Below are 21181 nucleotides of genomic sequence, written 5' to 3'. Positions count from 1 at the left end.
GTACTGTTCGGGGGTCTCTAGTGCTGGGCCAACATCCAGCGGACGAGCACGCTGGTGATCGCATGAAGACGTGTGCCGGTGGCTGTGATCGTCGTGCCAGCCGTTGTTATCGCTCATCGTTCACCTCGTCTTGTTAGCTTCTGACAGTAGTTGAATATGGATATTTCAGCAATGCAGCAATCCCTCGGCGCGGCGCATCTATTTAGCACGCTCGTGCTTCTGACACATGTGGCTTTGTCGGTGAGCGGCCCTATGCTTTGACCATGAAATCAAATATTGGGGGCGCCACTCTTGTGGCATGCATGATCTTTCTTAGCGGCTGTGGAGCGCCGGCACAGTCAGCCGCTGAATCTCCAACTCCGACACCAACGCCAACCCCGACGGCCTCTGTTACTCAATTCGCTAGCATCATCACTGAGAATGAACAGGCGTGGCGCGACTACGAGGAAAACATTGGCACGTGCGCTTTTGCCTCGATAGGAACTACCGCGGCGGACTTTGCCAAGAGGCTCACATGCCGATACACCGCCCAAACGGTCACCCTCACGGCGAAGACGGCCGCCCGGGAACTACGAAAATTACCGACGCCGCCGCCCGAGATTGACACGTTGGTTTCCCGAACGCTCCGCACCCTGGACGTCATCGGGAAAAATGATGCCTCAGCAGCCTGCAAGGAAACTGAAAGCGAAACGTGCGATGCCGCCGAAACCCAGGCCAACGGCGACATCCGCCCGCTCATACCCATCCTCGACGCATGGAAGCCTTACACCCGCTAAGACTTGATGGTGGTAGTCGCTAGCGGGGACGTTTCCGTGAACCATGCCCGCACGGCGCCGGTAGGTGTGACAAAGCGGCCCCGGATCTCATCAGAGGTTCGGGGCCGCTCACGTACCTAGGGTGCTGGTTAGACCTGGGCCAGGTCGGCCTGTAGCGCGTCAAACAGGCGGCTCGTGGCCCCACGCCTGGACCCTGACGACGGCGGCCCCACAACCACGGGCGCCATGCCCTCGTAAGTGGCAGTGAAGGACACGTGATCTTCGGTTGCCTCATTGTCATTTCCGAAATACTCCACCTGGTGCAGGGTCAGGCTGCGGAGTGCGGACCGGGGAACAATCACCACATCCCCTGTGAGGTCCCTGGGTGCGATCTGCTCATTCGTGGCGTGCAAAGCCCCGGAAATGACCAAATCAGCGGTGAACAAAGTAGCCGCAAAGTGCACCCCGCTCGCGTCCTCCTCGGTCACGGATGAAATGGAAAACTCCACTTCCCGCGGGCCAACGGCCCGAGCCAGCCTCTTTTCAAGGATCCCGGCCCTGCCCTCGGCAGTGGTCCAACCGTCCCGCGGCCAGCGATTGTTAGCCTCAGTCAAGTGCTCGTGCATGGTGTCAACTAGCTGCAAAGTCATTTTTAACCTGCCCCAATTCAGACGCCGGCCTGTTGCCTGGCGATGGAATCAGGCTACATGCCAACACTTTGCCGGATCAGTCTAAAACTCCTCCATCCCGTACGGATCAAAGTCACCGTCCCCGGCGGGAAAATTTGGGCGGGACGGGGTAGGGGGATTCGGCCCCGGTTGGTGTTAGTCGAACGGGTCGTCGTCGTCCTGCTGGTCGGGGCGGACAAGGCGCGCTGCTGTGGACGGTGATAGTCCGAGCTCGGCAGTGAGTCCGCGGCGGTGGGCGCGGTACTGGTTCAGCACAGTGACCAACGGATTCTTGACGTCGCCGCGCTGCCCCTGGACTATCAGGCCTTCGATGGATAGCTGCCGTTCCATCTGCTCAATGCGGGCCGTGTGGATGCAGTACTCGACTAAGCACTCCTGCTGTTCAAATACCAGGCCGATGCTTCGTGACATGACGGGCGAGAGCTTCAGCCATAGCGCGGCGCAGCGTTCCCTTACGCGCCTCTCTCCGTCCGCTGTGCCGGGCAGCAGGTCATCCCATGCGGGCTCGATAAGCGTCGATGGAGGGAGGACTACGGGCATGTCCTGCCCGCGCCTGGTGCCCTCCCTGACCGCTGCGAGGTAGGGCCGTTTGTTGTGTCCGCCTGACACCATAACCGGGGGTCCAATCGTTCGTTGATCAAAATGGGATTTGCTTGCGCTCTGGGAGTTGTGCTCACCGGCGGTGCCCTGAGGGACCCGGGGAGAGGTCAACGCCCCGGGTCTGGTGGCCCGCATCGTTGGACGCGGGCCACCAGCACGGTGCTGGGTTAGTTGAGCTGCATCTTTCCCTTAGTCGCGGCGGCGAGTGCCAGCCATTCCTGGCGTGGTTCTGTGAAGGTCTTGCGTCCTATCGCGTTGTTGGCGTAGGCGAAGATGGCTCCGGCTTTGATGCCGGTGTCCGGGTCCGCAAAGCAGGCGGTGTAGTCGGTGATCACGTCGCCGTTATAGAAGGCCTGGGGTGGCAGCCCTAGCTTGGTGGACATCTTGACGCGGAGATTCTTGATGCGTTCCAGCGCCCTTACGTGGGTGTTCAGGTCGTTCCAAAGTGCAGCGGCGGTTGCGTCCTCGAGGTCCAAGACATCTTGCGCGGTGGAGTGGGGGCGGATGCCTGCTTCGACGGCGGCGTGTACCTGTCCTGCTGCGGCGTCGAACGTGGGGCGAAGTTCTTGGATGATCCGGTCTGTGTCGGCGGCGAGGATTTCCCACGTTTCGCGGACGGCCTGATCCTGAAGGGTGCTGACGGCGACGCCTACGGCGGGCTGTCCAGGCATGAAGGTGGCTTTTGAGCGGGCGATGGCGAAAGCGTGTTCGATTGCTTCATCTTCGGTGAGGTCCAGGAGTGTCACGGCGGGAACGGTGGTGACTCTGGGGTGCAGCGTTTCGTAAAGCTGGATCCCGTGGGCAACCTTCGGGTTTGGCTTGATGCCGTACGCGGCGGCGGTGTCCACGATGTCGCGGAGGTCGGTAATGCCGATGGTCATGGGGTTGAACTGAAAGGCCATGGTGGTTCCTTACTTGGTGGGGAAAAAGTGGTTGTAGAGTTCGGCGTCTTCGGTGGTGAGTTCCGCCGGCTGTGGTTGGCCGTAGATCGATGCGTAGAACGCGTCTGCGGCTTCCTGTTCGGTGGGCTCTGGGGTTTCTGCCGGTTCGGTCATGCGCTGGTGACTCCTTGGTTGTTGCTCCGGTGGGATGCGAGGGCGTCCGCGATGGAGTCAGCGAGGCGGTAGGCCTGCGCTTCTTCCAGCGCGTATTGGAAGCCGTGGCCGTTGAAGATGATGACGGCGGGTTCCGTGGCGCCGTCTGGTTTGCCGATTAGTCCGGCGGCGGCGCGGAGCTTGGAAGCCCGGTGTATGTTCTCGGTGTAGTACTCCGGCTTGGTAGTGAAGAGTGAGGGGCGGTAAGCCATCTACTGGTTCTCCTTTTCGCTGGCGAGCTCTTGGGCTGTTGAGCCCCATTCGTTGCGGTTTATCTGGTTGCAGGTGAAGCAGATACTTGGTTGGGGCGTCTCGTGCAGTTCGCAGCGGTCGGATGTGGTGGTCATGGTTGCTACTCCTGTTCAGACTTTGCTGGTAATGCGCTTGATGGACTGTTTCAGTGCGTCGATGTCACGTTGCTGCTGCTGAACTGTCAGCCGGAGTGCGGCGAGCTCCTCAGCGCAGGTCTGGCCGGGTGCGGGCTCGTTGCCGCTCACGGGGCGGGAACCGGTGCAGCGGGCATGATCGGGTCACCGTGGGGATTCCACGGCAGGCTCGGATCACGCGGGATGGGGTTTGGCATTCCGGGGCGTTCCGGCGCGGGGGCCTGGAACGTCTGTGCGGGCTCCGGGATGACTACGACGGGCGCGGGTGCCGGCGGGGCGATGATGACCGGTTCGGGAGCGTTTGCCGGCTCCGGGGCGACAACGGCAGGCGCGGCGGGCACCGTCTCGGTGACCGGAGTGACGATGGGTTCAGGGGAAGGTGTAACGGTCATCTTGGGCTCCTGGGGTGGGGTCGTGGTCGTCGTGGTTACTGGCGTCGGGGTGGGCTGGTTTTCGGCGTTTGCCATGGCAATTCCGCCGAACGCAGCGGCGGCGGCGAGGAGCGTTCCCGCGACACCAAGTGCTACTGATTTCTTTTCCATGTGACTTGGTCCTACCTGAGGAATATCGCGGTTGCGTAGATGTTGGCCTGGTTACCTGTGGACGCTGCCCATGTGCCGTTTCCGGCGCGGGTGGCAACGGCCACGGTGATGGTTTCGCCGTCGGTGAGCCCGGTCAGGCTCAGGTGGAACGGTGCGGCGAGCCCGACGCCCACGCCGGCCGGAGCCGATGTATACAGCTCCCCGCTGCCTACGCCTTGGATTACGGATTGCACGTAGAGATAATCGGCGGTGGCGGTGCTGTTGTAGCCCATTGCCGTTGGGTTTGCCGTGACCACGGCCTGCGTGAAGCCAGCCGGGCAAGTCAGGGTGATCGATTTGCGGACCGTGGACGCCGTATTGATCGCGTAGTTGCCGATGCCATCACTCGCAGTGCCGATCGTGACCGGACTGCTCAGCGCGTCGTTGCCGATGATCCCGGCGGGAAGATCCAGCGTGCCGGTGATGACTGCGGCGCCGTTGATTGTCAGCGGGCCGTTGACGGTCTGTGAGCCTTCTACGGTGATCCCGCCGTCTACTGCGCGGATGCCGGCGGCGCCAAGCTGGTTGGCTGCGGCGAGCTGCTGCACAAACCGTTCAAGGTCGCGGACCTTGCGCACCAAATAGTCGTCACCTTTGAACATATCGCCTGGGAGTGGTGCCATGGTCTTACTCGCTTTCGGGGTGGGGGAGGGTTTCGAGGGCCGGCTCCGGGTTTCCCGCGGCGTCGGTTAGGTCGTGGATCCGGTCGGCCAGGGTCCGGGCTTCATTGGGTGTCAGGTGGGCCTTGACTGCCCCGCCTTGAAACAGGCCGACACCCGGGGTGCCGCTGCCGTCTTTGGACTTCCAGACGTAGGGGCGGGCGCTGAGCTTCGGGCGGCGGGTCATCTGGTCTCCTTAGTGATCTCGGTGCGGGGCTGCGGCGGTTCGTAGGCGGTTCTGAGAGCGGCTAGGGATGATTCCGCAAGCAGACAGCGGTTCATCCATGCGCGGGCGTCCTGGTGCTCTTGCTGGGCCTTGTCGCGGAACCTGTCCGCTAGTTCGATGTACTCGGCTTTCGAGAGCTTCATAACGGCCACTGAGGGCGGCTGATTGTTCATCGCGTCTGCTCCTGCTGCCACTGCTTCTCTTGGGGGATCCAGACATCCAGGACTGTGGCTACGTCGGTGCGTAGTACCGTCGCGGAAGTGTAGGAACTGATGCCGGGGAGGGTCATCCAGTAGTTGCCCTTACGGATGCTGTGAACCGCGCTCTTGACGAACGGGTGAACATGCTCTTGCAGCCAGTCGCGGGCCGATTCGGGAGGGTCTGAGGCGTTCCACCTGTCCACGACGATGGTGCAAGCTGATGGCCCGTAGCCGTTGGGGTTCACTCTGAAGCTAAGCCAAGGCTGGCGGCCTTCTATCGGGCTGCCCACGGGGACCGTGTAGTAACCGCCGGTGCGGCGTCCGCCGTGGTCAAGGATTGCCTCATGGAACGTTGTGCGGAGTTCCTTTGCTGTGGTCATTTCCTGTTCCTTTTGCTGAGTGTGTCCGAGTGTGTCCCGAGTGTGTCCGGGACACGGTGAGTGTGTGTGTCCCCGTTCGTTTCTTTAGAACGGGACACACTCACACTGCTTTTAGACCGGTGAGTGTGTCCCCGGCAGGGTGTGGGGTGGATTAGGTGGTGAAGGTGTGAATTTCGGGGGCCCTGATCGATGCGGATATGTCCGAGCTGAACCAGATCCGTGATGGCCTTTTCGATGGTCTCCCTCTTGCCTCGGACGCAGGCGTTGATGCTTCGGAATGAAAGCGCTTTTCCTGAGTCCTGGAGGGCCTGAGAAATCTGCTCCATGAGCGCCGTTGGCTGCCAGTTGGTCCCGGAACCTTCGTCCAAGCTGCGGGGCGCTTCCAGCCGGTAGTGGATCTTGCCCGGCTCGGTGGAGTCGAACACTGCCACCGCGATTTCCTGAGTTCGGTCTGACTTCCGCCAGGTGCCGGCGTTCGGCCTGACTTGTCCGGGGCGGTCCTTGCCGATGCGTAGGGCTATGCGTCCGATCATGCCGACTCCGCCCGGCTCGATCACCTCCAGGCCGTAGGCGGCTCCGGTGAGGTATGAGAGCTTGGCTTGGGCTCCGATGGCGAACCGTCCGCGGCCTTCCTCTGACTTGGTGACGTGGTCGATGAGGAACACGGCCGCCCCGGTATGGTCAGCGATCCTGCGGGGGATTTCCCTGCCCCAGCGGGTCACTTCATCGTTGTCGATGCTCTTGACTCCGAAGATTGCGAACGCTTCCGTGATGCCGTCGATGATGGCGAGCCCGTATGCGCGTTGCAGTAGTCCGCGGAAGGCCAGGCGTTCCTGTTCGGTTCCGGCGGGGTGCATCTGCGGGCGTACGTAGTGGAAATAGTCCTTGATCTGTTCCGGGCGGGCTCCAAGCATGAGTAGCCGGTTGATTACGGCTCCTTGGTCCGACTCACAGTCGATGTAGAGCACGTCGATGCCCTCGTTGACGCTCCGGGCTGACTCGGCCTGTGCAACCATGGATTTCATGGATTCGGATTCGCCGTTGAGCGCGTGAACCAGGGCCGGGTAGCCGAGACAGACGCCGTCTTCCCGTTCCATGTAGGTAGGCTGCGGGGCCTGATGAGTGCCATTTAGGACGGCGGTAAGGTCAATGGGTTCCCATGTGGCGGGTTCCCTCTCGGAAACATCCTCACCTTCCGCTGCCCTGGACTTCCAGTGTTCCTCCGGCGGTGATGCGTAGTCGTCCGTCACGCGGCGGCCTCCAATTCCTTCATGTAGGCGGGATCGTGTTCGGCGAGCCAGCGCAGGAGCTCCCAGCGCTGATACGTGGCTACGCTGATCATCCGTCTGGCCTATTCGCCTTCAGCTACGCCGGCGGCTTGCGCGGCGAGGACTAGCGCCGTGCCGAGTTCGAGCGCTTCCTTGGGCGTGAGGTCCCTGCCATCGACTGTCCAGACGTTGATGCAGTGGCCGGTGTCAAACTTCCAGCCCGGCGTCATGATCCAACTGCGGTTCATGGTCTCGGTCCCGATCCACAGGTCTGAGGTTCCCGGCGCCAGGGTGTAACCGGACGGAGGATGCGGGATGGGGCCGACTTCCCTTTCGAGCTCGACCATTAGCTCGACAATGTTCAGGCCCTGCTTTTCGGCCATATCGCCGAGCTCTCGCACTGTCGCGGGCCAGTTGGTACCATTAGTCATTGGAATCATCCTTTTCGTGGGTGTTTTCGGTGGCGGCGCTGGTGTTCTTCTTGGTGGGAGAACCGGCGTCGCTTTCTTTTTTGGTGTACGGGTTCTTGCCTCTCACGGCAGCTTCATTGAGCGGGCCCTTATGGTCCACGCCGCGCCAGTAGCCACGCTCGAACGCAATGGCAAGGTCCGCTTCGGTGTAGGTTCGGGCGCTCATGCCGACTTGGCGTCCTCTTCAAATGCGGCGTTTACCCAGTCGATGACGTCCTGTTCCCGATACATCACGCGCCCACCTAGTCGGGCCGCACGCGGGCCCGTTCCGTTGTGGCGCATCCACCGGATTTGAGCCGGCGACTTCCGCAACATATCCGCGACCTCATCCAGCGTTAGCAGCTTCATGGCCTTTACGGTTTCCATCTAAATTCTCCTCTGAAGAGTAGAGCTTGTAATCCTGACAAGAGCAAGCATGCCCGATGCTGGGCATGGTTGTCAAGCGTGGGAGGAGTACGTAGTCTGTTCTTGTGGAGAACATAGAAAAGCGGCTCGGTTCCGTCGTCAAGTCCTTGCGACTGGCGGCCGGGATGACCCAAGAGAATTTAGCCAAGCAACTGACTGCCGCCGGGCTTCCAACGAAGCAGAACACCGTTGCCAAGCTGGAAGGAGGGCTACGCCCGACAACCGTTCCGGAATTGGGTGCCTTAGCCAAAATCTTTAAGTGCAGCATTGAGGAATTCGCGGGCTGGATCTTTCCGGAGCATGAAGACGAAGCTGCCGTAGCCGCCGCCCGCGCCGACCTTGCGCTCCAAGCGGCCGTTGTGGAAACGCTTCGAAACAGCGCCAACGAAGCCAATATGCGCTTTATGGAGATACAAACGCGGCTTCTTGATGAGCAGGCTAAGTACGATGAGATGGAAGCGCGGCTCTCCAATTCGGCAGCATTTAAGTCGGATCCCTAATGGCGAGCATCCAGAAGAGGGATAACGGGTCCTGGCGCGCGCGGTACCGTGACGACGCGGGCAAGGAACACGCCCGGCACTTCGCCCGGCAGAAGGATGCCAAGGCGTGGCTTGATGAGGTCACGGCGTCCGTGGTGTCCGGAACCTATGTGGATCCAAAAACCGCGCTGACCACCGTTCGGGAGTGGTCTGTGATCTGGCTGAAGGGCTACGAGAACAACCGGCCGTCGACCGTGCGCCAGGCGAAGACCCATCTAAAGCGGATCAATGAGGCTTTCGGGAATCGCGCTCTAAAGAGTGTGCGGCCGTCTGAGGTCAAGGCGTGGACGGCGAAGCTCAGTGATGAGGGGCTGGCTGATTCCACGATCTATGCGCTGCATTCACGCATGGGGCAGCTCTACAGTGACGCCGTGCACGATGGGCTGTTGCCGAAGTCGCCGCTGAGCCGCAGGACGGCGCCGAAGGCAGGGGAGCAGCGGCCCTATGTTGCCACGACGGAACAGGTCTGGGCCCTGCATGACGCGATGCCGGAAGGTCTACAGCCAGCGGTGCTGCTGGCGGCGTTCGCCGGTCTGCGTGTCGCTGAGGCCGTGGCGCTGCGGGTTTCTGACGTGGACTTCATGCGCGGAATCGTCGCGCCGGCCATCCAGTATCCCGGCGTGGAACTCAAAACCAAGGAATCCAGGACGCCTATCCCAATTCCTCAGAACCTATGCCTTGAACTGTCGGTGAATCACACACGGTGGGGGAGTGAAACGCTCGTGACCAACGCCTGGGGCCGCGGGCTCTCGCCTCATCGGCTTGAGCACTACTTCCGGGAAGCGCGGGTAACGGTCAAGGATCTGCCGGAAGGGTTCAGGTTCCATGACCTCCGGCACTACTTCGCATCGCTGCTCATTGCGCAGGGCCTTGACGTGAAGGTGGTGCAGAAGAGCCTCCGGCATTCATCAGCTAAGACGACGCTGGACACCTACGGGCACATGTGGCCGGACAAGGAAGAGTCAGCGCGGGCGGCCGTGGCCGGGGTGTTGCGGGAGCGGCTGAGCTCGCGGACTGAGCGGCACGGCTAAACGGATCCAGACACAACAAAAGGCCGGCCCCGGGTGGTGAAACCTGGGACCGGCCTTTGCTGTATCCGGATTCTTGCGGACTGTCTGCGGACTATGCCCGCTTTTGCCGCATGGTGGCGCTAGACGCCGTAGTAGAGCTCGAACTCGTACGGGTTCGGGCGCAGGGACAGCGGGCGGATCTCGTACTCGTACTTGTACTCGATCCAGGTGTCGATCAGGTCCTGGGTGAACACGCCACCGGCCTGCAGGAACTCGTTGTCCTCGTGCAGGGCCTCCAGTGCCTCTTCCAGCGAGCCCGGAGCCTTCGGGATGTCCTTGGCTTCCTCGGCGGGCAGCTCGTAGAGGTCCTTGTCGATCGGAGCCGGCGGTTCGATGCGGTTGCGGATGCCGTCAATGCCGGCCATCAGCTGGGCAGCGAATGCCAGGTACGGGTTGGACGAGGGGTCCGGAGCGCGGAACTCGATGCGCTTGGCCTTGGGGTTGGAGCCCGTGATGGGGATGCGGATACCGGCGGAGCGGTTGCCCTGCGAGTACACCATGTTGACCGGAGCTTCGAAGCCCTTGACCAGACGGCGGTAGGAGTTCACCGTCGGGTTGGTGAAGGCAAGGACGGCCGAGGAGTGCTTCAGCAGGCCGCCGATGTACCAGCGGGCCATATCGGACAGGCCGGCGTAGCCCTTTTCGTCGTAGAACAGCGGCTCGCCGTTGGTCCACAGCGACTGGTGGCAGTGCATGCCCGAACCGTTGTCGCCGAAGACCGGCTTCGGCATGAAGGTTACGGACTTGCCCCAGGCGTCGGCCGTGTTCTTGACGACGTACTTGAACTTCTGCAGGTCGTCTGCGGCGTGGGTCAGGGTGGTGAACTTGTAGTTGATTTCAGCCTGGCCGGCGGAGCCTACCTCGTGGTGGCTGCGCTCGACCTCGAGGCCTGCCTCATCCAGGGCGATGCACATGGCGTCGCGGAGGTCAGCCTGCTTGTCGGTGGGGGAAACCGGGAAGTAGCCGCCCTTGATGGGGGTCTTGTAACCGAGGTTTCCGCCCTCTTCTTCGCGGCCGGTGTTCCAGTGTGCTTCTTCGGAGTCGATCTTGTAGAAGCTGCCCTCGGGGGAGGACTGGTACTGGACGTTGTCGAAGACGAAGAATTCGGCTTCCGGAGCGAAGAACGCGGTGTCGGCGATGCCCGTGGAGGCAAGGTAGGCCTCAGCCTTCTCGGCCACGCCGCGGGGGTCGCGGTGGTAAGGGTCGCCGGTGCGGGGGTTCACGATGGAGAAGTTCAGCGCAAGGGTCTTCTCCATGCGGAAGGTGTCCAGGAATGCTGTAGTGACGTCCGGGATCAGCTGCATGTCGGATTCAGCGATGCCCTGGAAACCGCGAATGGAGGATCCGTCGAAGAGCTGGCCGTTGACGAAGAAGTCCGCGTCGACGCTCTTTGCCGGCACGTTGAAGTGCTGTTGCACACCCGGGAGATCGGTGAAGCGGATATCAACGAATTTAATATCTTCGTCCTTGATGAACTTGAGGACTTCGTCCGCAGTCTTGAACATCTATGCTCCTTACGCATATGTAATAACTGGCTGGCAAGCCAACTGATCCAGCGCAATCCGAAGGGCAGGGAAACCAGGTTTCCCTGCTTGGGCGGTATTGCTTGAAACTGCTACCAGCCTATGGACACGTCATTTCCCGTCAGTGTCCACATTGTTTCGGGCAGGTTACAGAATTGTCCTGAACAGGTAACGCTATCCGGTGTCCATAGTGTGGTCCAACGGTTTCCACTCTGTGGTCGCCGGTGAGTCGGTAAGCTTGGACGGTGGTAGATCGCAATGACATAGGCTCCTGGCTCAGCGGACCGGACACGTCCGGCATCTCAAAGTACCCGGGGGAGCGCCTGGGATTGCCCGAATCCGGTTCCGGTTCCATCGCCAGGGCGGGCAGGCGCATCCTCGCCATCGTCCTTGACTGGGGCGTTGCCCTGCTGATCAGCAATTTTGCCTTTGGCGGTGACTCCTGGGCAACGTTGGCGATTTTCGCCGCGGAACAGATGCTGCTCGTGGGCACCCTCGGTTACAGCATCGGCCACCGCATGGCCGGGATCCACGTGCTGCGCCTGGGCGGCGGGCCCGCGGGTCCGCTGGCTGCCGTGGTGAGGTCGGTGCTTCTGTGCCTGGTGATTCCTGCAGTGATTTTCGATCCGGACCAGCGGGGACTGCACGACAAGGCGATGAATACCGTTCTCGTGCGGCGCTAGCCGCGATCAGGAGCCTGGCGGCGGCGGTATGCCGGCACCTGACGGAGCGGGGTCAGACTCCCGCCGTTTCCTTTGTGCCGGCAGGAACGGCCGTGCCCGGCGTCAGGTATCCGCGGTTTCCGGCCCAGCGTTCGAACGCGACAGTGGCGAACGGGAACACTGCCGACAGTCCCGCGAACAGGGCCACTACGAAGGGCCACCGCTGGAGCCGCCAGAGGGCGAGGGCGGCGATGCCGTAGCCCGCAAACAGCGCACCATGGATAGGGCCGGCGATCTCCACACCCAGTTCGGTGGTCTGGGCGATCCACTTGAAGTACATGCCCGCCAGCAGCGCAGCCCAGCTGAAGGCTTCGGCAACCGCCAGGACGCGGAAGGCCCGGATAACAAGGGTTCTAACAGGAATCGTCATGTAGGTACTTCCAATTAACGTGCCCGCCTGGTTGGCCGGCGTCCGGCAGACAAAACCGCCCTGCTTCCGGCCAAGCCGGAAACAGGGCGGTTCAAGGGACTTAGCGCCCGCGGTTGGGGCGCGCTTTGTAAGGGTCGATTCCCTTGGGAATCGGGAGGCGGTTGCCCAGCGAGGAAATGCGCTTGGACACCGCATTCACCTCAAGCTTGGTCAGTTCGTTCTTTAGCTTGCCCATCTTCTTGGCTACCTGGCTGATGGGAACCTGGCCCTCGCCGCGGCCGCTTTCGATCATGTGGACCGTGACGTTCGGGAGGATGCGCGCAAGGCGCTTACGCTCCGCGTCGAGCATCGGCTTGACTCGGATGGTGGGGCCCTCGCTGACGAGGACGACGCCGGGACGGCCGACGGCGCGGAACACGGCGTCCTGCGTGCGCGGGTTTACGGCGACTGGCTGGTCCTCTGTGATCCAGCCGCGCTTAAGGGTGCCCAGTGCTGCGCCTGAGGCCCCGGGCTGGTTCTCGATCTGGGCGAAGGCGGCGCGTTCGGCACGCCGGGAGAGAATCAGGGTGGCGCCGAGGAGGCCCAGCGGAATACCGATGAGCAGGCCGGTGATCCAGTTTTCCAGCCAAAAACCCACCAGGAAGCTGACAGCCACAACGCCCAGGAACACCAGCAGCATCAGCCACGGGACCATGGGATCATGGCGGCGGGTCATGTTAAAGACTTCGCCGATCTGCTTGAGCCGGCTGGGCTTCTTGACCTTTGCTTCTTTTGGCTTGCGCGAGAAGAGGCCACGCTTCGGGGCGTCAGAGGCCGCCGGACTGCTGTTACTGGAATCAGGGGAGTTCGCCATAGTTCCTCAATTCTACGTGATTTATGCCTGAGGGCCGGACGCCGGAGAATGTCCGGTGCCGGCCCTCAGGGATACCAAACTACGGCTTAGGAATGTGCGGCGAGCAGTGAGCTGGCTTCCTGGCGGGTGCTGCCGGAGGACTCGATGTGGGCGAGCTGGGCGGGGATTTCCCAGCCCTTCTTGCGCATCGCGGTGGCCCAGAGCCGGCCGGCACGGTAGGAGGAACGGACCAGCGGCCCGGACATCACCCCGAGGAACCCGATCTCCTTGGCCTCGTCCTGGAGGTCCACGAACTCCTGCGGCTTGACCCAGCGGTCCACCGGCAGGTGCCGCTCGGACGGGCGCAGGTACTGGGTGATGGTGATCAGGTCGCAGCCGGCCTCGTGCAGGTCCCGCAACGCCTCGGAGATCTCCTCACGGGTCTCACCCATGCCCAGGATCAGGTTGGACTTGGTCACCATGCCCAGCTTCCGGCCCTGGGTGATGACATCCAGGGACCGGTCATACCGGAACGCCGGACGGATGCGCTTGAAAATCCTGGGCACGGTCTCGACGTTGTGCGCGAAGACCTCCGGCTTGGAATCGCAGATCGCCTCGATGTGCTCGGGCTTGCCGGAGAAATCAGGGATCAGCAGCTCCACGCCGGTGCCCGGGTTCAGCTCGTGGATCTTCCGGACCGTCTCGGCGTACAGCCACACACCCTCATCGGCCAGATCATCACGGGCCACCCCCGTCACGGTGGCGTAGCGCAACTGCATGGCCAGGACCGAACGGGCCACCTTGGTCGGCTCGAACATGTCCACCGGGGACGGCTTGCCCGTGTCGATCTGGCAGAAATCACAGCGCCGGGTGCATTCGGACCCGCCGATCAGGAACGTGGCTTCCTTGTCTTCCCAGCACTCAAAAATGTTCGGGCAGCCGGCCTCCTCACACACCGTGTGCAGGCCTTCCTTCTTGACCAGGTTCTTGAGCTGGACATACTCCGGACCCATCTGGACCTTCGCCTTGATCCACTCCGGCTTCCGCTCCACAGGTACTGCAGAGTTACGCTGCTCAACACGCAGCAGCTTCCGGCCTTCTGGTGCCAGTGTCACAGGAGTGCTCCCTCAGGGCTTGAAACGAGTGCTTCTTCGTGCTTGCGAAATTCTTCCACAAACCGGTCCGCGATATCGCTCGGGGCGATGTTCCTGCCGGTTTCGATGGACATTGTGGTGACGCTGGCGTCGGTGATGCCACAGGCAATGATCTGGGCATAAGGCGCCAGATCATTGTTGCAGTTAATGGCGATTCCGTGCATTGTGACCCCGTCCAGGACGCGGATGCCGATTGCTGCAATCTTCCGGTCCGGGCCTTTGCCGTCACCTGTGATCCACACGCCGGCGCGTCCCTTGATGCGCTCAGCGTTGATGCCATAGTCAGCCATGACGGCGATCATGACCGCTTCGAGCCGCTCAACGTAGTCGCGGATGCCTGACCGGTTCTTCAGCTTGAGAATCGGATACGCGATCAGCTGGCCGGGGCCATGCCAGGTCAGCTTTCCGCCGCGGTCCACCGCCACGACGGGCGTGCCGTCCAACGGGCGCTCGTGCTCTTCTGTGAGCTTGCCGGCTGTATAGACGGCGGCATGTTCAAGGATGAGGACAGTGCTGGGAGCCTCGGCTGCGACGACCTTGCCGTGGATTCCGCGCTGCAGATCCCAACCGCGCGTGTAGTCAACGAAATCCGGGGCGAGACCCACCTGTGAAAACTCAAGAGTCATGCCGTCCAGCTTAGACCCCGATCCGCGAGGGGTCCGGCTATAGTGTCGGACCTCTCATGCCACCGGCGGAGCCAGTGGATGCCCATGGCCTGTGGATAACTTCTGCAGGCATTCCCGGATTCCGCTAAACATGTGTCATGGATGATTTCACTGCCCCGGTGGTCCCCGGCTTCCTGGTGGGCCGCATGTTGGGCCGCGGCGGAAGTTCAACAGTGTGGCTGGTTACTGAAGAAAGGTCCGGCCGCGAGTTTGCCCTGAAATGCCTTGGTGAAGGGCACAGCGGGGTGACCGGTCCTGGCGAAGGCAGGGAGCCCGGGGCCGACGCCGAGGAGGCCATCCGCCGTGAAATCCGTATTCTTTCTGTCCTCGACCACCAGCACCTCATCAAGGCCCACGACGCCCTAAGTCTTCACCGGCCGGCCGGATCAGAGGTGACGGGCGGAGGGACAATAGGGCTGCTGCTGGATTACGCGCCCGGCGGTTCCCTCGGAGATCTGGTCGGCAGCAGGGCCAAGCTCACCATCGGGGAGACGGTCACCGTGCTCACCCCTATTGCCCAGGTGCTTGGCTACCTGCACGGCCAGGGGTTCACCCACGGTGACGTATCGCCGGGGAACGTCCTCTTTACAGGTCATGGCAAGCCAATGCTGTCCGACGTCGGCATTGCCAGGATGGTGGGTGATGTTTCGGCAGTGCCGGACCATGGCACCCCGGGGTTTATGGATCCGGCACCGGTGGACGCCGTGCGGGCCGGGCTGCAGCCGGAACGTGACGTCTACTCGGTGGCGGCACTGGGGTGGTACTGCCTCACGGGCCAGCGGCCACGCCGGACCGCCGACCGCCCACCTCTCTCACTCCTGCTCCCTGACGTTCCTGCCGAGCTGGCCGCTGCCCTGGAGGCGGGCCTTAATGAGGACCGGCGGCTGCGGCCCACGGCTGTTGAGTTGGCGACGGCGGTCTACCGCAGTGCCCCGCCGCTGCCGGTCGACCTCGCGTCCTCCGTCCACGCCACGGTCATTCCGCAGCTGCTGACGCGGCGCCGCGTCCCGGAACATCCCGGCGGCGCGCTCCGGACTGGTCTCCGGGCCTGGCGGCGCCGGATCTCGACGTCGCGCTGGTCCGGACTGGTGGGGGTTCGGCAGGTCCTTCCGTTCCCGGCTGGGGAGGAAGCGGAGATGCCAGTGGTGCGCGCACCTATGCTCCGCATACCAGAGGCCGGCGAACCAGAGGCCGGCAGTCCGGCCGTGCCGGTACAGGCGGTCGACGATGAAAAGCCGGCGCCGCGCGGCAGGCACGCCTTGGCGCCCGGCCCGAACGATGAAGAACCAATCCCCGGCGCGAGGCGTCGATCGGTGGCGTCACAGAAGGCGGTGGGCCCCGGCCCGAACGATGAAGAACCAATCCCCGGCGCGAGGCGTCGATCGGTGGCGTCGCAGAAGGCGGTGGGCCCCGGCCCGAACCGGGGCGGCGGGCGTGCAGGGATGGCCGGACGCAATCGGGGCACCGTGCTGCTGGCGGTAGGAGCCGGCGCCATCATGGCAGGTGCCATCTGGGCCGCTGGCGCCTTTGGGCCGGACGGGCCGTGGGTGGCGCCCGCAGGACCGGGGGCCGTGGCTGCCAGCTCGGGTGACAGGACCCGCGGACCGGCATCGGCGGAGAGCGCGGATACCGGAGAGGTGGACATTATGCTCGCCGCCGCAGGAGTCCCCGCTGCCGCCGCGGCGCAGCTGGACTCGGCGGACCCGCTCGAAGCAGTCCGGGGACTGGCCGCCGTGAGGTCCCTGGCCTTCAGCTCCGGCCGGCTGGAGCTGCTGGATCTGGTTAACGCCCCGGGATCGGCGGCCTCTGCCATGGATGCAGGCCTCAAGGCTGAGCTCCAGGAGTCCGGCCACGTCCTGGCCGGATTCACCAGTTCCGTATCGAACCTGCAGGTCCAGCCCGTCAGTCCATCGGGTCATGTTGTAGTCAGTGTCACGTCAGCCACGTCGCCCTATGAGGAAAGGGACGGTTCCGGAGCGCTCGTGGCGGCGGGCGCGCCGGCGGCCGCCCAGAACCTCCGGCTAGTGCTGGTCTCCGTTGACGGCCGCTGGCGGATTACGGACGTCCTGCCGGGGTCCTGACTGTTGGCTCAGCCCATTGACTCAGACTCAGTGCTTGCCGGCCACCCAGGCAGCGGCCTCGGCCAGTGACGGGTGCTGCCACTGGAAGCCGGCTGCTTCCAGTGCCGCCGGTTCCATCCGCTGGCTGGCCAGGAGGAGTTCGTCGGCCAACTGCCCCATGACCAGCCGCAGGGCCGGCGCAGGCACCCTGAGGATCGCCGGCCGATGGAGCGCGGATGCCAGCGCGCCGATCAATGCGTTGACGTCAGCGTTTTCGGGCGCACAGACATTGACCGGTCCGCGGAGCCCGGAGTCAGCGAGGAACATAAAGGCCGCGGCGACGTCCGGGAGCGTGATCCACGGCCAGTACTGCCTGCCGTGGCCGAGTGGACCGCCCAGCCCGAGGCGAAGCAGGGGCAATAGCCGGCCCAGTGCGCCGCCTGCGGGGCTGAGGACAACACCGGTGCGTGGTGTGACCACGCGGACACCGGCCGGTGCCTGATGGGCGGCGGCCTCCCACTCGACGCAGATACGTGACAGAACGCCCGAGCCCGGCGACGCGCTCTCCCGGAGCTGGGCGGACCCCGAATCGCCGTAGTACCCGGACGCCGACTGGCTGATGAACGTCCGCGGCGGATCGTCAAGCCGGGCCATGGCAGCGGTCAGGGTACTGGTGGCAGCCAGCCGTGAACTTAACAGTTCGTCGATCCGGCGGCCGGTCCAGGGCCTGTCCCCGATCCCGGCACCGGAGAGGTTGATCACGGTGTCGGCACCGGCCAGCGCCTGCGCATCGAGGCGATGGGCAGCGGGGTCCCAGCGGACTTCGGCCGTGGACGAAGGCTCGCGTCGGACGAGGGCCACCACGTCATGGCCGGCCTCGCGCAACGTTGCGGACAAATGGGTTCCGATCAGCCCGGAGGCCCCGGCAATGACAATGTGCATGATCCATCTCACCACGGCCCGCACGCCGTCGGTACCTCCCTCGGACCGTACCGGGAGTTGACTATGATCGAACGATGACTTCTTCGAGCTACTTCCGGTTTCCGCATGTCCACGGCGATCTGGTCACGTTTGTGGCAGAGGACGACGTTTGGATCGCACCGCTCAGCGGCGGCCGTGCATGGCGGGTGTCGTCGCTGCAGTTGCCCGCCCGCAATCCGCGGTTTACCCCTGACGGCAAGCGGCTGGTCTGGACTGTTATCCAGGGAACCGCCCCGGAAGTGGTCTCGGCGGAGGTCGACGGCGGTGGCTACCGGCAACTGACGTATTTCGGCCACGCCACAACTAAGGTCAAAGGCTTCACCGCAGCCGGCGACGTAGTGGTGACCAGCGCGTTCCGCCAGGCTGAAAGCCGGCACACCTATGCTTACAGCGTCCCAGTCGACGGCGGGTCGGCTGAGGAGCTTGCCTTCGGGCCGGTCGAATCCGTGGCCTTCGGTCCCGAAGTGGGGGACGAGCGGCCGGTTGTCCTGGCCAGCGTGCTCTCCCGTGAACCGGCCTGGTGGAAGCGGTACCGCGGCGGCACCGCGGGAAAGCTCTGGATTGACGCCGATGGAAACGGGGAGTTCGAGCGCCTGCTTCCCGACCTCGACGGAAACCTCGCAGATCCGCTGTGGGTGGACGGGCGCATTGCGTTCCTGTCAGACCATGAGGGTTACGGAAACCTGTACTCGGTGCTGCCCGGCGGCGGCGATCTGCGACGGCACACCGACCACGAGGACTTCTACGTCCGGCACGCGTCCACTGACGGTGAGCGGGTCATCTTCGAATCTGCCGGTGAGCTCTGGATCCTGCACGATCTGTCCTCTGCCGCGGTACGGCTGGACATCTCGCTGGGCTCCGCGTCGCAATCGCGTCGCCCGGGCCTGCTGAAAACCTCCAAACACCTGGGCGCGGTGGTGCCAGATGACAGCGGCTCCGCCAGCGCCGTGGAGGCCCATGGCACCCTTCACTGGCTCCGCCACAAGGACGGCCCCTCCCGTATCGTCGAGGCCACCCCGGGTGTCCGGGCACGGCTCCCCAGGCCGCTCGACGGCGGCCGCCTCGCTTACGTCGCAGATCATGACGGTGTGGAGGCGATCTACATCAAGGAGATTGCCGCTCCGGTCCCCGATACTGTGGTTCCTGCCGTCACGGCAGCCCCGGTTGCGGTGCCCGCCGCAGCCGACCGGGACCAATCGGAAGCGCCGCTGCCGCGGCCGGTTCCCGCGGCGGCATCTTCCGCAGCGGTGACTGCCGACGTCGTTGTTCCGGTGCCGGATGACTCGTCGACCGATGAATCCCCGGCCGACGCCGCACATGGCACGGCGGAATCCGCCGTCAACGCAGCAACCACCGGCCTGCCGACCCGCATCGCTTTCCCCAAGCCGTCACGCGCCAGCGCCCTGGAAGCGAGCCCCGATGGCCGGTGGATTGCTGTGGGTACCTCCTTCGGAGATGTGTATGTGGCGGACACAGCCACCGGGGAATTGTCTCTGGTCACCAGCATCGGCGAGGGCACCATCGCGGAACTCGCGTGGTCTCCAGACTCACAGTGGCTGGCCTGGTCCGAACCCGTCACCTCGTTCGGCTCCCGGAGCCGGCTCCGGCTGGCCAACGCCACGGACTTGGCGGGCGGCGTCGTCGAGGTCACAGACGGCCGTTTCTGCGACAGGTCCCCAAGTTTCACGCCGGACGGAAAGTTCCTGGCTTTCCTGTCCAACCGCAGCTTTGATCCGGTCTACGACGGACACTCGTTTGACCTGTCCTTCCCCAGCCCCATCAAGCCGTATCTGGTGGCACTGGCCGCCGCGACGCCGTCGCCGTTTGGCCCCGCTGTTGACCTGGCCCCCGCCGCAAGCACGGACGGCACGGATGCAGACGCCGCGGCAGGTCCCGCGGTCCGTGTCGATCCGACCGGATTGGCCCACCGTGTCATCGGCGTTCCCGTGCCCCAGGGCAACTACACCTCACTGACGTCAACGGAGGGCGCACTGCTGTGGCTGGACTGGGCCCTGGCAGGCGTCACCGGCGACGGCAAAGCCAGCCAGGAAGACAAGGATGCCCGCCCGAGCCTGGTCCGGTTCGACCTGGCCCGCCGGAAGTCCGCCACGCTGGTGGAAGCCCTGGATAGCTACCGGCTCTCCGGCGATGGCAAGAAAGTGGTGCTGGTCAACGACAATCAGGTCAGCGTGGTTCCCTCTGCCGCCAAGGCCGATGAGGAATCCGGCCAGCTGGTCAAGGTGGACCTGGGCCGCATCCGGGTGATGATGGATCCGCTCAGCGTCTGGGGCCAGGCGTTCGACGAAGCCTGGCGCCTGCAGCGCGACTTCTTCTGGGCCGAGGACATGGCCGGCCAGGACTGGGAGTCCATCCACAAGCGGTACCGGCCCCTCGTGGACCGCCTGGGTTCCCATGATGACCTGGTGGACCTGCTCTGGGAGCTTCACGGGGAGCTGGGCACCTCGCACGCCTACGTCCGGCCTACAGCGGTCACGGAGAACGGCAGCAGCGGCCAAGGACGGCTCGGCGCAGACTTCGCCTTCACACCGGCCGGGTGGGAGATCACCCGCATCCTTGCTGGCGAGTCGTCGGACCCCCTGGCCACATCGCCGCTGACACGGCCCGGCGCTGCCGCGATGGCCGGGGACGTTGTCCTGGCCATCGACGGTGTGCCGCTGTCCGCCACGGTGAGCCCCGCGATGCAGCTGGTGGGCGCCGCCGGACGGGCTGTAGAGCTAACACTGCGCAACGGAGCCGCGCATGGAGCTGAGGCCGGGGAGCAGCGGCGGATCGCTGTGATCCCGGTCAAGGACGAGGAGCGCCTGCGCTACCAGGAGTGGGTGGCCGCGAACCGCCGGATCGTCCGGGAGGCCTCCGGCGGCCGCTACGGGTACCTGCACATCCCGGACATGATGGCTAACGGCTGGGCGCAGCTGCACCGCGACCTGGACACCGAAACTGCCCTTGACGGCCTCATCGTGGACGTCCGCCGGAACCGTGGCGGCCACACGTCCCAGCTGGTGGCGGAACTGATTGGCCGGAAGGTCACCGGCTGGAGCATGCCCCGCGGCGAACGTCCGCGGACCTACCCGCACCACGCCCCGCGGGGCCCAGTGATCATCCTCGCCGATGAATTTGCCGGGTCCGACGGCGACATCATCACCCAGGTCTCCAAGCTGCGGGGGATCGGGCCAGTGATCGGCACGCGTACGTGGGGCGGTGTGGTGGGGATCGACAACAGGTTCTCCCTCGCCGACGGAACCGGCGTAACCCAGCCGCGGTACGCCACCTGGTTCGGTGGCGGCGTGGGCTGGTCCGTGGAAAACTACGGCGTGGACCCCGACATTGAAGTGCTCTACCCGCCGCACGCCTACGCCGCCGGCAGGGACCCCCAGCTGGAATACGGGATCGGTGCGCTTAAGGAAATGATCCAGGAGCTGCCCACGGACAAGCCCCCTGTCCGCGAAGGCTACCGCCGCCTGAAGCCCGCGCCGCTTCCGGCCCGCCGGCACGGCGGCTAAGGCCGGCCCGGCGCCTGCAGAACAAAAGAGG

General features: G+C 64.0%; 28 protein-coding genes. 6 read left to right on the top strand and 22 right to left on the bottom strand.

Going from position 1 to position 21181, the window contains the following annotated elements:
- Positions 1 to 263: 263 nt before the first annotated feature.
- Positions 264 to 776 (top strand): hypothetical protein, encoded by a 513-nt coding sequence (locus ACQCSW_RS13285; protein WP_426986566.1) that lies wholly within the window; start codon positions 264 to 266, stop codon positions 774 to 776.
- A 128-nt stretch (positions 777 to 904) separates the two neighbouring features.
- Here the strand turns inward: ACQCSW_RS13285 and ACQCSW_RS13280 are convergent, their stop codons facing one another.
- The 16 genes from ACQCSW_RS13280 to ACQCSW_RS13205 form a co-directional block, all read right to left on the bottom strand.
- Positions 905 to 1405 (bottom strand): hypothetical protein, encoded by a 501-nt coding sequence (locus tag ACQCSW_RS13280; RefSeq protein ID WP_426986564.1) that lies wholly within the window; start codon positions 1403 to 1405, stop codon positions 905 to 907.
- Between the two features lie 174 nt (positions 1406 to 1579).
- The gene (locus tag ACQCSW_RS13275; RefSeq protein WP_426986562.1) at positions 1580 to 1984 is read right to left on the bottom strand and encodes a P27 family phage terminase small subunit; all 405 of its coding nucleotides are present in this window, start codon (positions 1982 to 1984) and stop codon (positions 1580 to 1582) included.
- Positions 1985 to 2211: 227 nt separating this feature from the next.
- Positions 2212 to 2946, bottom strand: a complete 735-nt coding sequence (locus ACQCSW_RS13270; protein ID WP_426986560.1) for a hypothetical protein — start codon at positions 2944 to 2946, stop codon at positions 2212 to 2214.
- A gap of 9 nt (positions 2947 to 2955) precedes the next feature.
- Positions 2956 to 3099, bottom strand: coding sequence for a hypothetical protein (locus ACQCSW_RS13265; RefSeq protein WP_426986558.1), 144 nt, complete (start codon positions 3097 to 3099; stop codon positions 2956 to 2958).
- Complete coding sequence (locus ACQCSW_RS13260) at positions 3096 to 3350, bottom strand: hypothetical protein (RefSeq protein WP_426986556.1); 255 nt, start codon at positions 3348 to 3350, stop codon at positions 3096 to 3098. The genes ACQCSW_RS13265 and ACQCSW_RS13260 overlap by 4 nt, the downstream gene beginning before the upstream one ends.
- Positions 3351 to 3485, bottom strand: coding sequence for a hypothetical protein (locus ACQCSW_RS13255; protein ID WP_426986554.1), 135 nt, complete (start codon positions 3483 to 3485; stop codon positions 3351 to 3353).
- 15 nt (positions 3486 to 3500) lie between these two features.
- A complete protein-coding gene (locus tag ACQCSW_RS13250) occupies positions 3501 to 3635 on the bottom strand; it encodes a hypothetical protein (RefSeq protein WP_426986552.1) in 135 nt (44 codons plus the stop codon).
- A complete protein-coding gene (locus ACQCSW_RS13245) occupies positions 3632 to 4066 on the bottom strand; it encodes a hypothetical protein (RefSeq protein WP_426986550.1) in 435 nt (144 codons plus the stop codon). Before ACQCSW_RS13245 ends, ACQCSW_RS13250 begins: the two co-directional genes overlap by 4 nt.
- 11 nt (positions 4067 to 4077) lie before the next feature.
- A complete protein-coding gene (locus tag ACQCSW_RS13240) occupies positions 4078 to 4728 on the bottom strand; it encodes a hypothetical protein (RefSeq protein WP_426986548.1) in 651 nt (216 codons plus the stop codon).
- Positions 4729 to 4732: 4 nt separating this feature from the next.
- Positions 4733 to 4951 carry a hypothetical protein gene (locus ACQCSW_RS13235; RefSeq protein WP_426986546.1) on the bottom strand — a complete coding sequence of 73 codons (219 nt, stop codon included), beginning with the start codon at positions 4949 to 4951 and terminating at the stop codon, positions 4733 to 4735.
- Positions 4948 to 5163, bottom strand: a complete 216-nt coding sequence (locus ACQCSW_RS13230; RefSeq protein WP_426986544.1) for a hypothetical protein — start codon at positions 5161 to 5163, stop codon at positions 4948 to 4950. The genes ACQCSW_RS13235 and ACQCSW_RS13230 overlap by 4 nt, the downstream gene beginning before the upstream one ends.
- Positions 5160 to 5570 carry a hypothetical protein gene (locus tag ACQCSW_RS13225; protein WP_426986542.1) on the bottom strand — a complete coding sequence of 137 codons (411 nt, stop codon included), beginning with the start codon at positions 5568 to 5570 and terminating at the stop codon, positions 5160 to 5162. The genes ACQCSW_RS13230 and ACQCSW_RS13225 overlap by 4 nt, the downstream gene beginning before the upstream one ends.
- Complete coding sequence (locus tag ACQCSW_RS13220; protein WP_426986541.1) at positions 5567 to 6667, bottom strand: AAA family ATPase; 1101 nt, start codon at positions 6665 to 6667, stop codon at positions 5567 to 5569. The genes ACQCSW_RS13225 and ACQCSW_RS13220 overlap by 4 nt, the downstream gene beginning before the upstream one ends.
- A gap of 254 nt (positions 6668 to 6921) precedes the next feature.
- The gene (locus ACQCSW_RS13215) at positions 6922 to 7269 is read right to left on the bottom strand and encodes a hypothetical protein (RefSeq protein ID WP_426986539.1); all 348 of its coding nucleotides are present in this window, start codon (positions 7267 to 7269) and stop codon (positions 6922 to 6924) included.
- Positions 7262 to 7474, bottom strand: coding sequence for a hypothetical protein (locus tag ACQCSW_RS13210; protein ID WP_426986537.1), 213 nt, complete (start codon positions 7472 to 7474; stop codon positions 7262 to 7264). Before ACQCSW_RS13210 ends, ACQCSW_RS13215 begins: the two co-directional genes overlap by 8 nt.
- The gene (locus ACQCSW_RS13205) at positions 7471 to 7674 is read right to left on the bottom strand and encodes a helix-turn-helix transcriptional regulator (protein WP_426986535.1); all 204 of its coding nucleotides are present in this window, start codon (positions 7672 to 7674) and stop codon (positions 7471 to 7473) included. Before ACQCSW_RS13205 ends, ACQCSW_RS13210 begins: the two co-directional genes overlap by 4 nt.
- A gap of 104 nt (positions 7675 to 7778) precedes the next feature.
- On the opposite strand from ACQCSW_RS13205, the gene ACQCSW_RS13200 reads away from it, so the two are divergent.
- Together ACQCSW_RS13200 and ACQCSW_RS13195 are read left to right on the top strand one after the other, a co-directional pair.
- Complete coding sequence (locus ACQCSW_RS13200) at positions 7779 to 8213, top strand: helix-turn-helix domain-containing protein (RefSeq protein WP_426986533.1); 435 nt, start codon at positions 7779 to 7781, stop codon at positions 8211 to 8213.
- Positions 8213 to 9283, top strand: coding sequence for a tyrosine-type recombinase/integrase (locus tag ACQCSW_RS13195; RefSeq protein WP_426986531.1), 1071 nt, complete (start codon positions 8213 to 8215; stop codon positions 9281 to 9283). The genes ACQCSW_RS13200 and ACQCSW_RS13195 overlap by 1 nt, the downstream gene beginning before the upstream one ends.
- Before the next feature lie 119 nt (positions 9284 to 9402).
- Here ACQCSW_RS13195 and glnA read toward each other — a convergent pair whose 3' ends face one another.
- Positions 9403 to 10827 carry a type I glutamate--ammonia ligase gene (glnA, locus tag ACQCSW_RS13190; protein WP_426986529.1) on the bottom strand — a complete coding sequence of 475 codons (1425 nt, stop codon included), beginning with the start codon at positions 10825 to 10827 and terminating at the stop codon, positions 9403 to 9405.
- Positions 10828 to 11090: 263 nt separating this feature from the next.
- On the opposite strand from glnA, the gene ACQCSW_RS13185 reads away from it, so the two are divergent.
- Positions 11091 to 11528, top strand: coding sequence for an RDD family protein (locus ACQCSW_RS13185; RefSeq protein ID WP_426986527.1), 438 nt, complete (start codon positions 11091 to 11093; stop codon positions 11526 to 11528).
- 52 nt (positions 11529 to 11580) lie between these two features.
- Here the strand turns inward: ACQCSW_RS13185 and ACQCSW_RS13180 are convergent, their stop codons facing one another.
- The 4 genes from ACQCSW_RS13180 to lipB all read right to left on the bottom strand — a co-directional run bounded on the left by ACQCSW_RS13180 (position 11581) and on the right by lipB (position 14549).
- Positions 11581 to 11937 (bottom strand): DUF3817 domain-containing protein, encoded by a 357-nt coding sequence (locus tag ACQCSW_RS13180; protein WP_111906944.1) that lies wholly within the window; start codon positions 11935 to 11937, stop codon positions 11581 to 11583.
- A 100-nt stretch (positions 11938 to 12037) separates the two neighbouring features.
- Positions 12038 to 12790, bottom strand: coding sequence for a DUF4191 domain-containing protein (locus ACQCSW_RS13175; protein WP_426986524.1), 753 nt, complete (start codon positions 12788 to 12790; stop codon positions 12038 to 12040).
- A gap of 86 nt (positions 12791 to 12876) precedes the next feature.
- The gene (gene lipA, locus ACQCSW_RS13170; protein WP_111906948.1) at positions 12877 to 13884 is read right to left on the bottom strand and encodes a lipoyl synthase; all 1008 of its coding nucleotides are present in this window, start codon (positions 13882 to 13884) and stop codon (positions 12877 to 12879) included.
- Positions 13881 to 14549, bottom strand: a complete 669-nt coding sequence (lipB, locus tag ACQCSW_RS13165) for a lipoyl(octanoyl) transferase LipB (RefSeq protein WP_426986522.1) — start codon at positions 14547 to 14549, stop codon at positions 13881 to 13883. Before lipB ends, lipA begins: the two co-directional genes overlap by 4 nt.
- A gap of 137 nt (positions 14550 to 14686) precedes the next feature.
- Here lipB and ACQCSW_RS13160 point away from each other — a divergent pair, with 137 nt between their 5' ends.
- Positions 14687 to 16669, top strand: coding sequence for a serine/threonine protein kinase (locus ACQCSW_RS13160; RefSeq protein WP_426986520.1), 1983 nt, complete (start codon positions 14687 to 14689; stop codon positions 16667 to 16669).
- Between the two features lie 27 nt (positions 16670 to 16696).
- Here the strand turns inward: ACQCSW_RS13160 and ACQCSW_RS13155 are convergent, their stop codons facing one another.
- A complete protein-coding gene (locus ACQCSW_RS13155) occupies positions 16697 to 17590 on the bottom strand; it encodes a TIGR01777 family oxidoreductase (RefSeq protein ID WP_426986518.1) in 894 nt (297 codons plus the stop codon).
- A 74-nt stretch (positions 17591 to 17664) separates the two neighbouring features.
- Between ACQCSW_RS13155 and ACQCSW_RS13150 the strand changes: the two genes are divergently transcribed.
- A complete protein-coding gene (locus ACQCSW_RS13150) occupies positions 17665 to 21150 on the top strand; it encodes a S41 family peptidase (RefSeq protein ID WP_426986516.1) in 3486 nt (1161 codons plus the stop codon).
- Positions 21151 to 21181: the final 31 nt, after the last annotated feature.

This window comes from Pseudarthrobacter sp. Y6 (assembly GCF_050156205.1).
Taxonomy (GTDB): Bacteria; Actinomycetota; Actinomycetes; order Actinomycetales; family Micrococcaceae; genus Arthrobacter.
Note: the sequence above shows the minus strand (reverse complement) of the source record. Positions and strands in the feature narration are given on the sequence as shown.

Coding starts and splice junctions, on each gene's coding strand:
- ACQCSW_RS13210 (WP_426986537.1), bottom strand. CDS start 7,474: ATGAGCGCCCGAACCTACACCGAAGCGGACCTTGCCATTGCGTTCGAG.
- ACQCSW_RS13235 (WP_426986546.1), bottom strand. CDS start 4,951: ATGACCCGCCGCCCGAAGCTCAGCGCCCGCCCCTACGTCTGGAAGTCC.
- lipB (WP_426986522.1), bottom strand. CDS start 14,549: ATGACTCTTGAGTTTTCACAGGTGGGTCTCGCCCCGGATTTCGTTGAC.
- ACQCSW_RS13280 (WP_426986564.1), bottom strand. CDS start 1,405: ATGACTTTGCAGCTAGTTGACACCATGCACGAGCACTTGACTGAGGCT.
- ACQCSW_RS13270 (WP_426986560.1), bottom strand. CDS start 2,946: ATGGCCTTTCAGTTCAACCCCATGACCATCGGCATTACCGACCTCCGC.
- ACQCSW_RS13205 (WP_426986535.1), bottom strand. CDS start 7,674: ATGGAAACCGTAAAGGCCATGAAGCTGCTAACGCTGGATGAGGTCGCG.
- ACQCSW_RS13180 (WP_111906944.1), bottom strand. CDS start 11,937: ATGACGATTCCTGTTAGAACCCTTGTTATCCGGGCCTTCCGCGTCCTG.
- ACQCSW_RS13215 (WP_426986539.1), bottom strand. CDS start 7,269: ATGACTAATGGTACCAACTGGCCCGCGACAGTGCGAGAGCTCGGCGAT.
- ACQCSW_RS13285 (WP_426986566.1), top strand. CDS start 264: ATGAAATCAAATATTGGGGGCGCCACTCTTGTGGCATGCATGATCTTT.
- ACQCSW_RS13155 (WP_426986518.1), bottom strand. CDS start 17,590: ATGCACATTGTCATTGCCGGGGCCTCCGGGCTGATCGGAACCCATTTG.
- ACQCSW_RS13230 (WP_426986544.1), bottom strand. CDS start 5,163: ATGAACAATCAGCCGCCCTCAGTGGCCGTTATGAAGCTCTCGAAAGCC.
- ACQCSW_RS13240 (WP_426986548.1), bottom strand. CDS start 4,728: ATGGCACCACTCCCAGGCGATATGTTCAAAGGTGACGACTATTTGGTG.
- ACQCSW_RS13260 (WP_426986556.1), bottom strand. CDS start 3,350: ATGGCTTACCGCCCCTCACTCTTCACTACCAAGCCGGAGTACTACACC.
- glnA (WP_426986529.1), bottom strand. CDS start 10,827: ATGTTCAAGACTGCGGACGAAGTCCTCAAGTTCATCAAGGACGAAGAT.
- ACQCSW_RS13195 (WP_426986531.1), top strand. CDS start 8,213: ATGGCGAGCATCCAGAAGAGGGATAACGGGTCCTGGCGCGCGCGGTAC.
- ACQCSW_RS13220 (WP_426986541.1), bottom strand. CDS start 6,667: ATGGAACGGGAAGACGGCGTCTGTCTCGGCTACCCGGCCCTGGTTCAC.
- ACQCSW_RS13265 (WP_426986558.1), bottom strand. CDS start 3,099: ATGACCGAACCGGCAGAAACCCCAGAGCCCACCGAACAGGAAGCCGCA.
- ACQCSW_RS13245 (WP_426986550.1), bottom strand. CDS start 4,066: ATGGAAAAGAAATCAGTAGCACTTGGTGTCGCGGGAACGCTCCTCGCC.
- ACQCSW_RS13175 (WP_426986524.1), bottom strand. CDS start 12,790: ATGGCGAACTCCCCTGATTCCAGTAACAGCAGTCCGGCGGCCTCTGAC.
- ACQCSW_RS13160 (WP_426986520.1), top strand. CDS start 14,687: ATGGATGATTTCACTGCCCCGGTGGTCCCCGGCTTCCTGGTGGGCCGC.
- ACQCSW_RS13275 (WP_426986562.1), bottom strand. CDS start 1,984: ATGCCCGTAGTCCTCCCTCCATCGACGCTTATCGAGCCCGCATGGGAT.
- ACQCSW_RS13150 (WP_426986516.1), top strand. CDS start 17,665: ATGACTTCTTCGAGCTACTTCCGGTTTCCGCATGTCCACGGCGATCTG.
- ACQCSW_RS13255 (WP_426986554.1), bottom strand. CDS start 3,485: ATGACCACCACATCCGACCGCTGCGAACTGCACGAGACGCCCCAACCA.
- ACQCSW_RS13225 (WP_426986542.1), bottom strand. CDS start 5,570: ATGACCACAGCAAAGGAACTCCGCACAACGTTCCATGAGGCAATCCTT.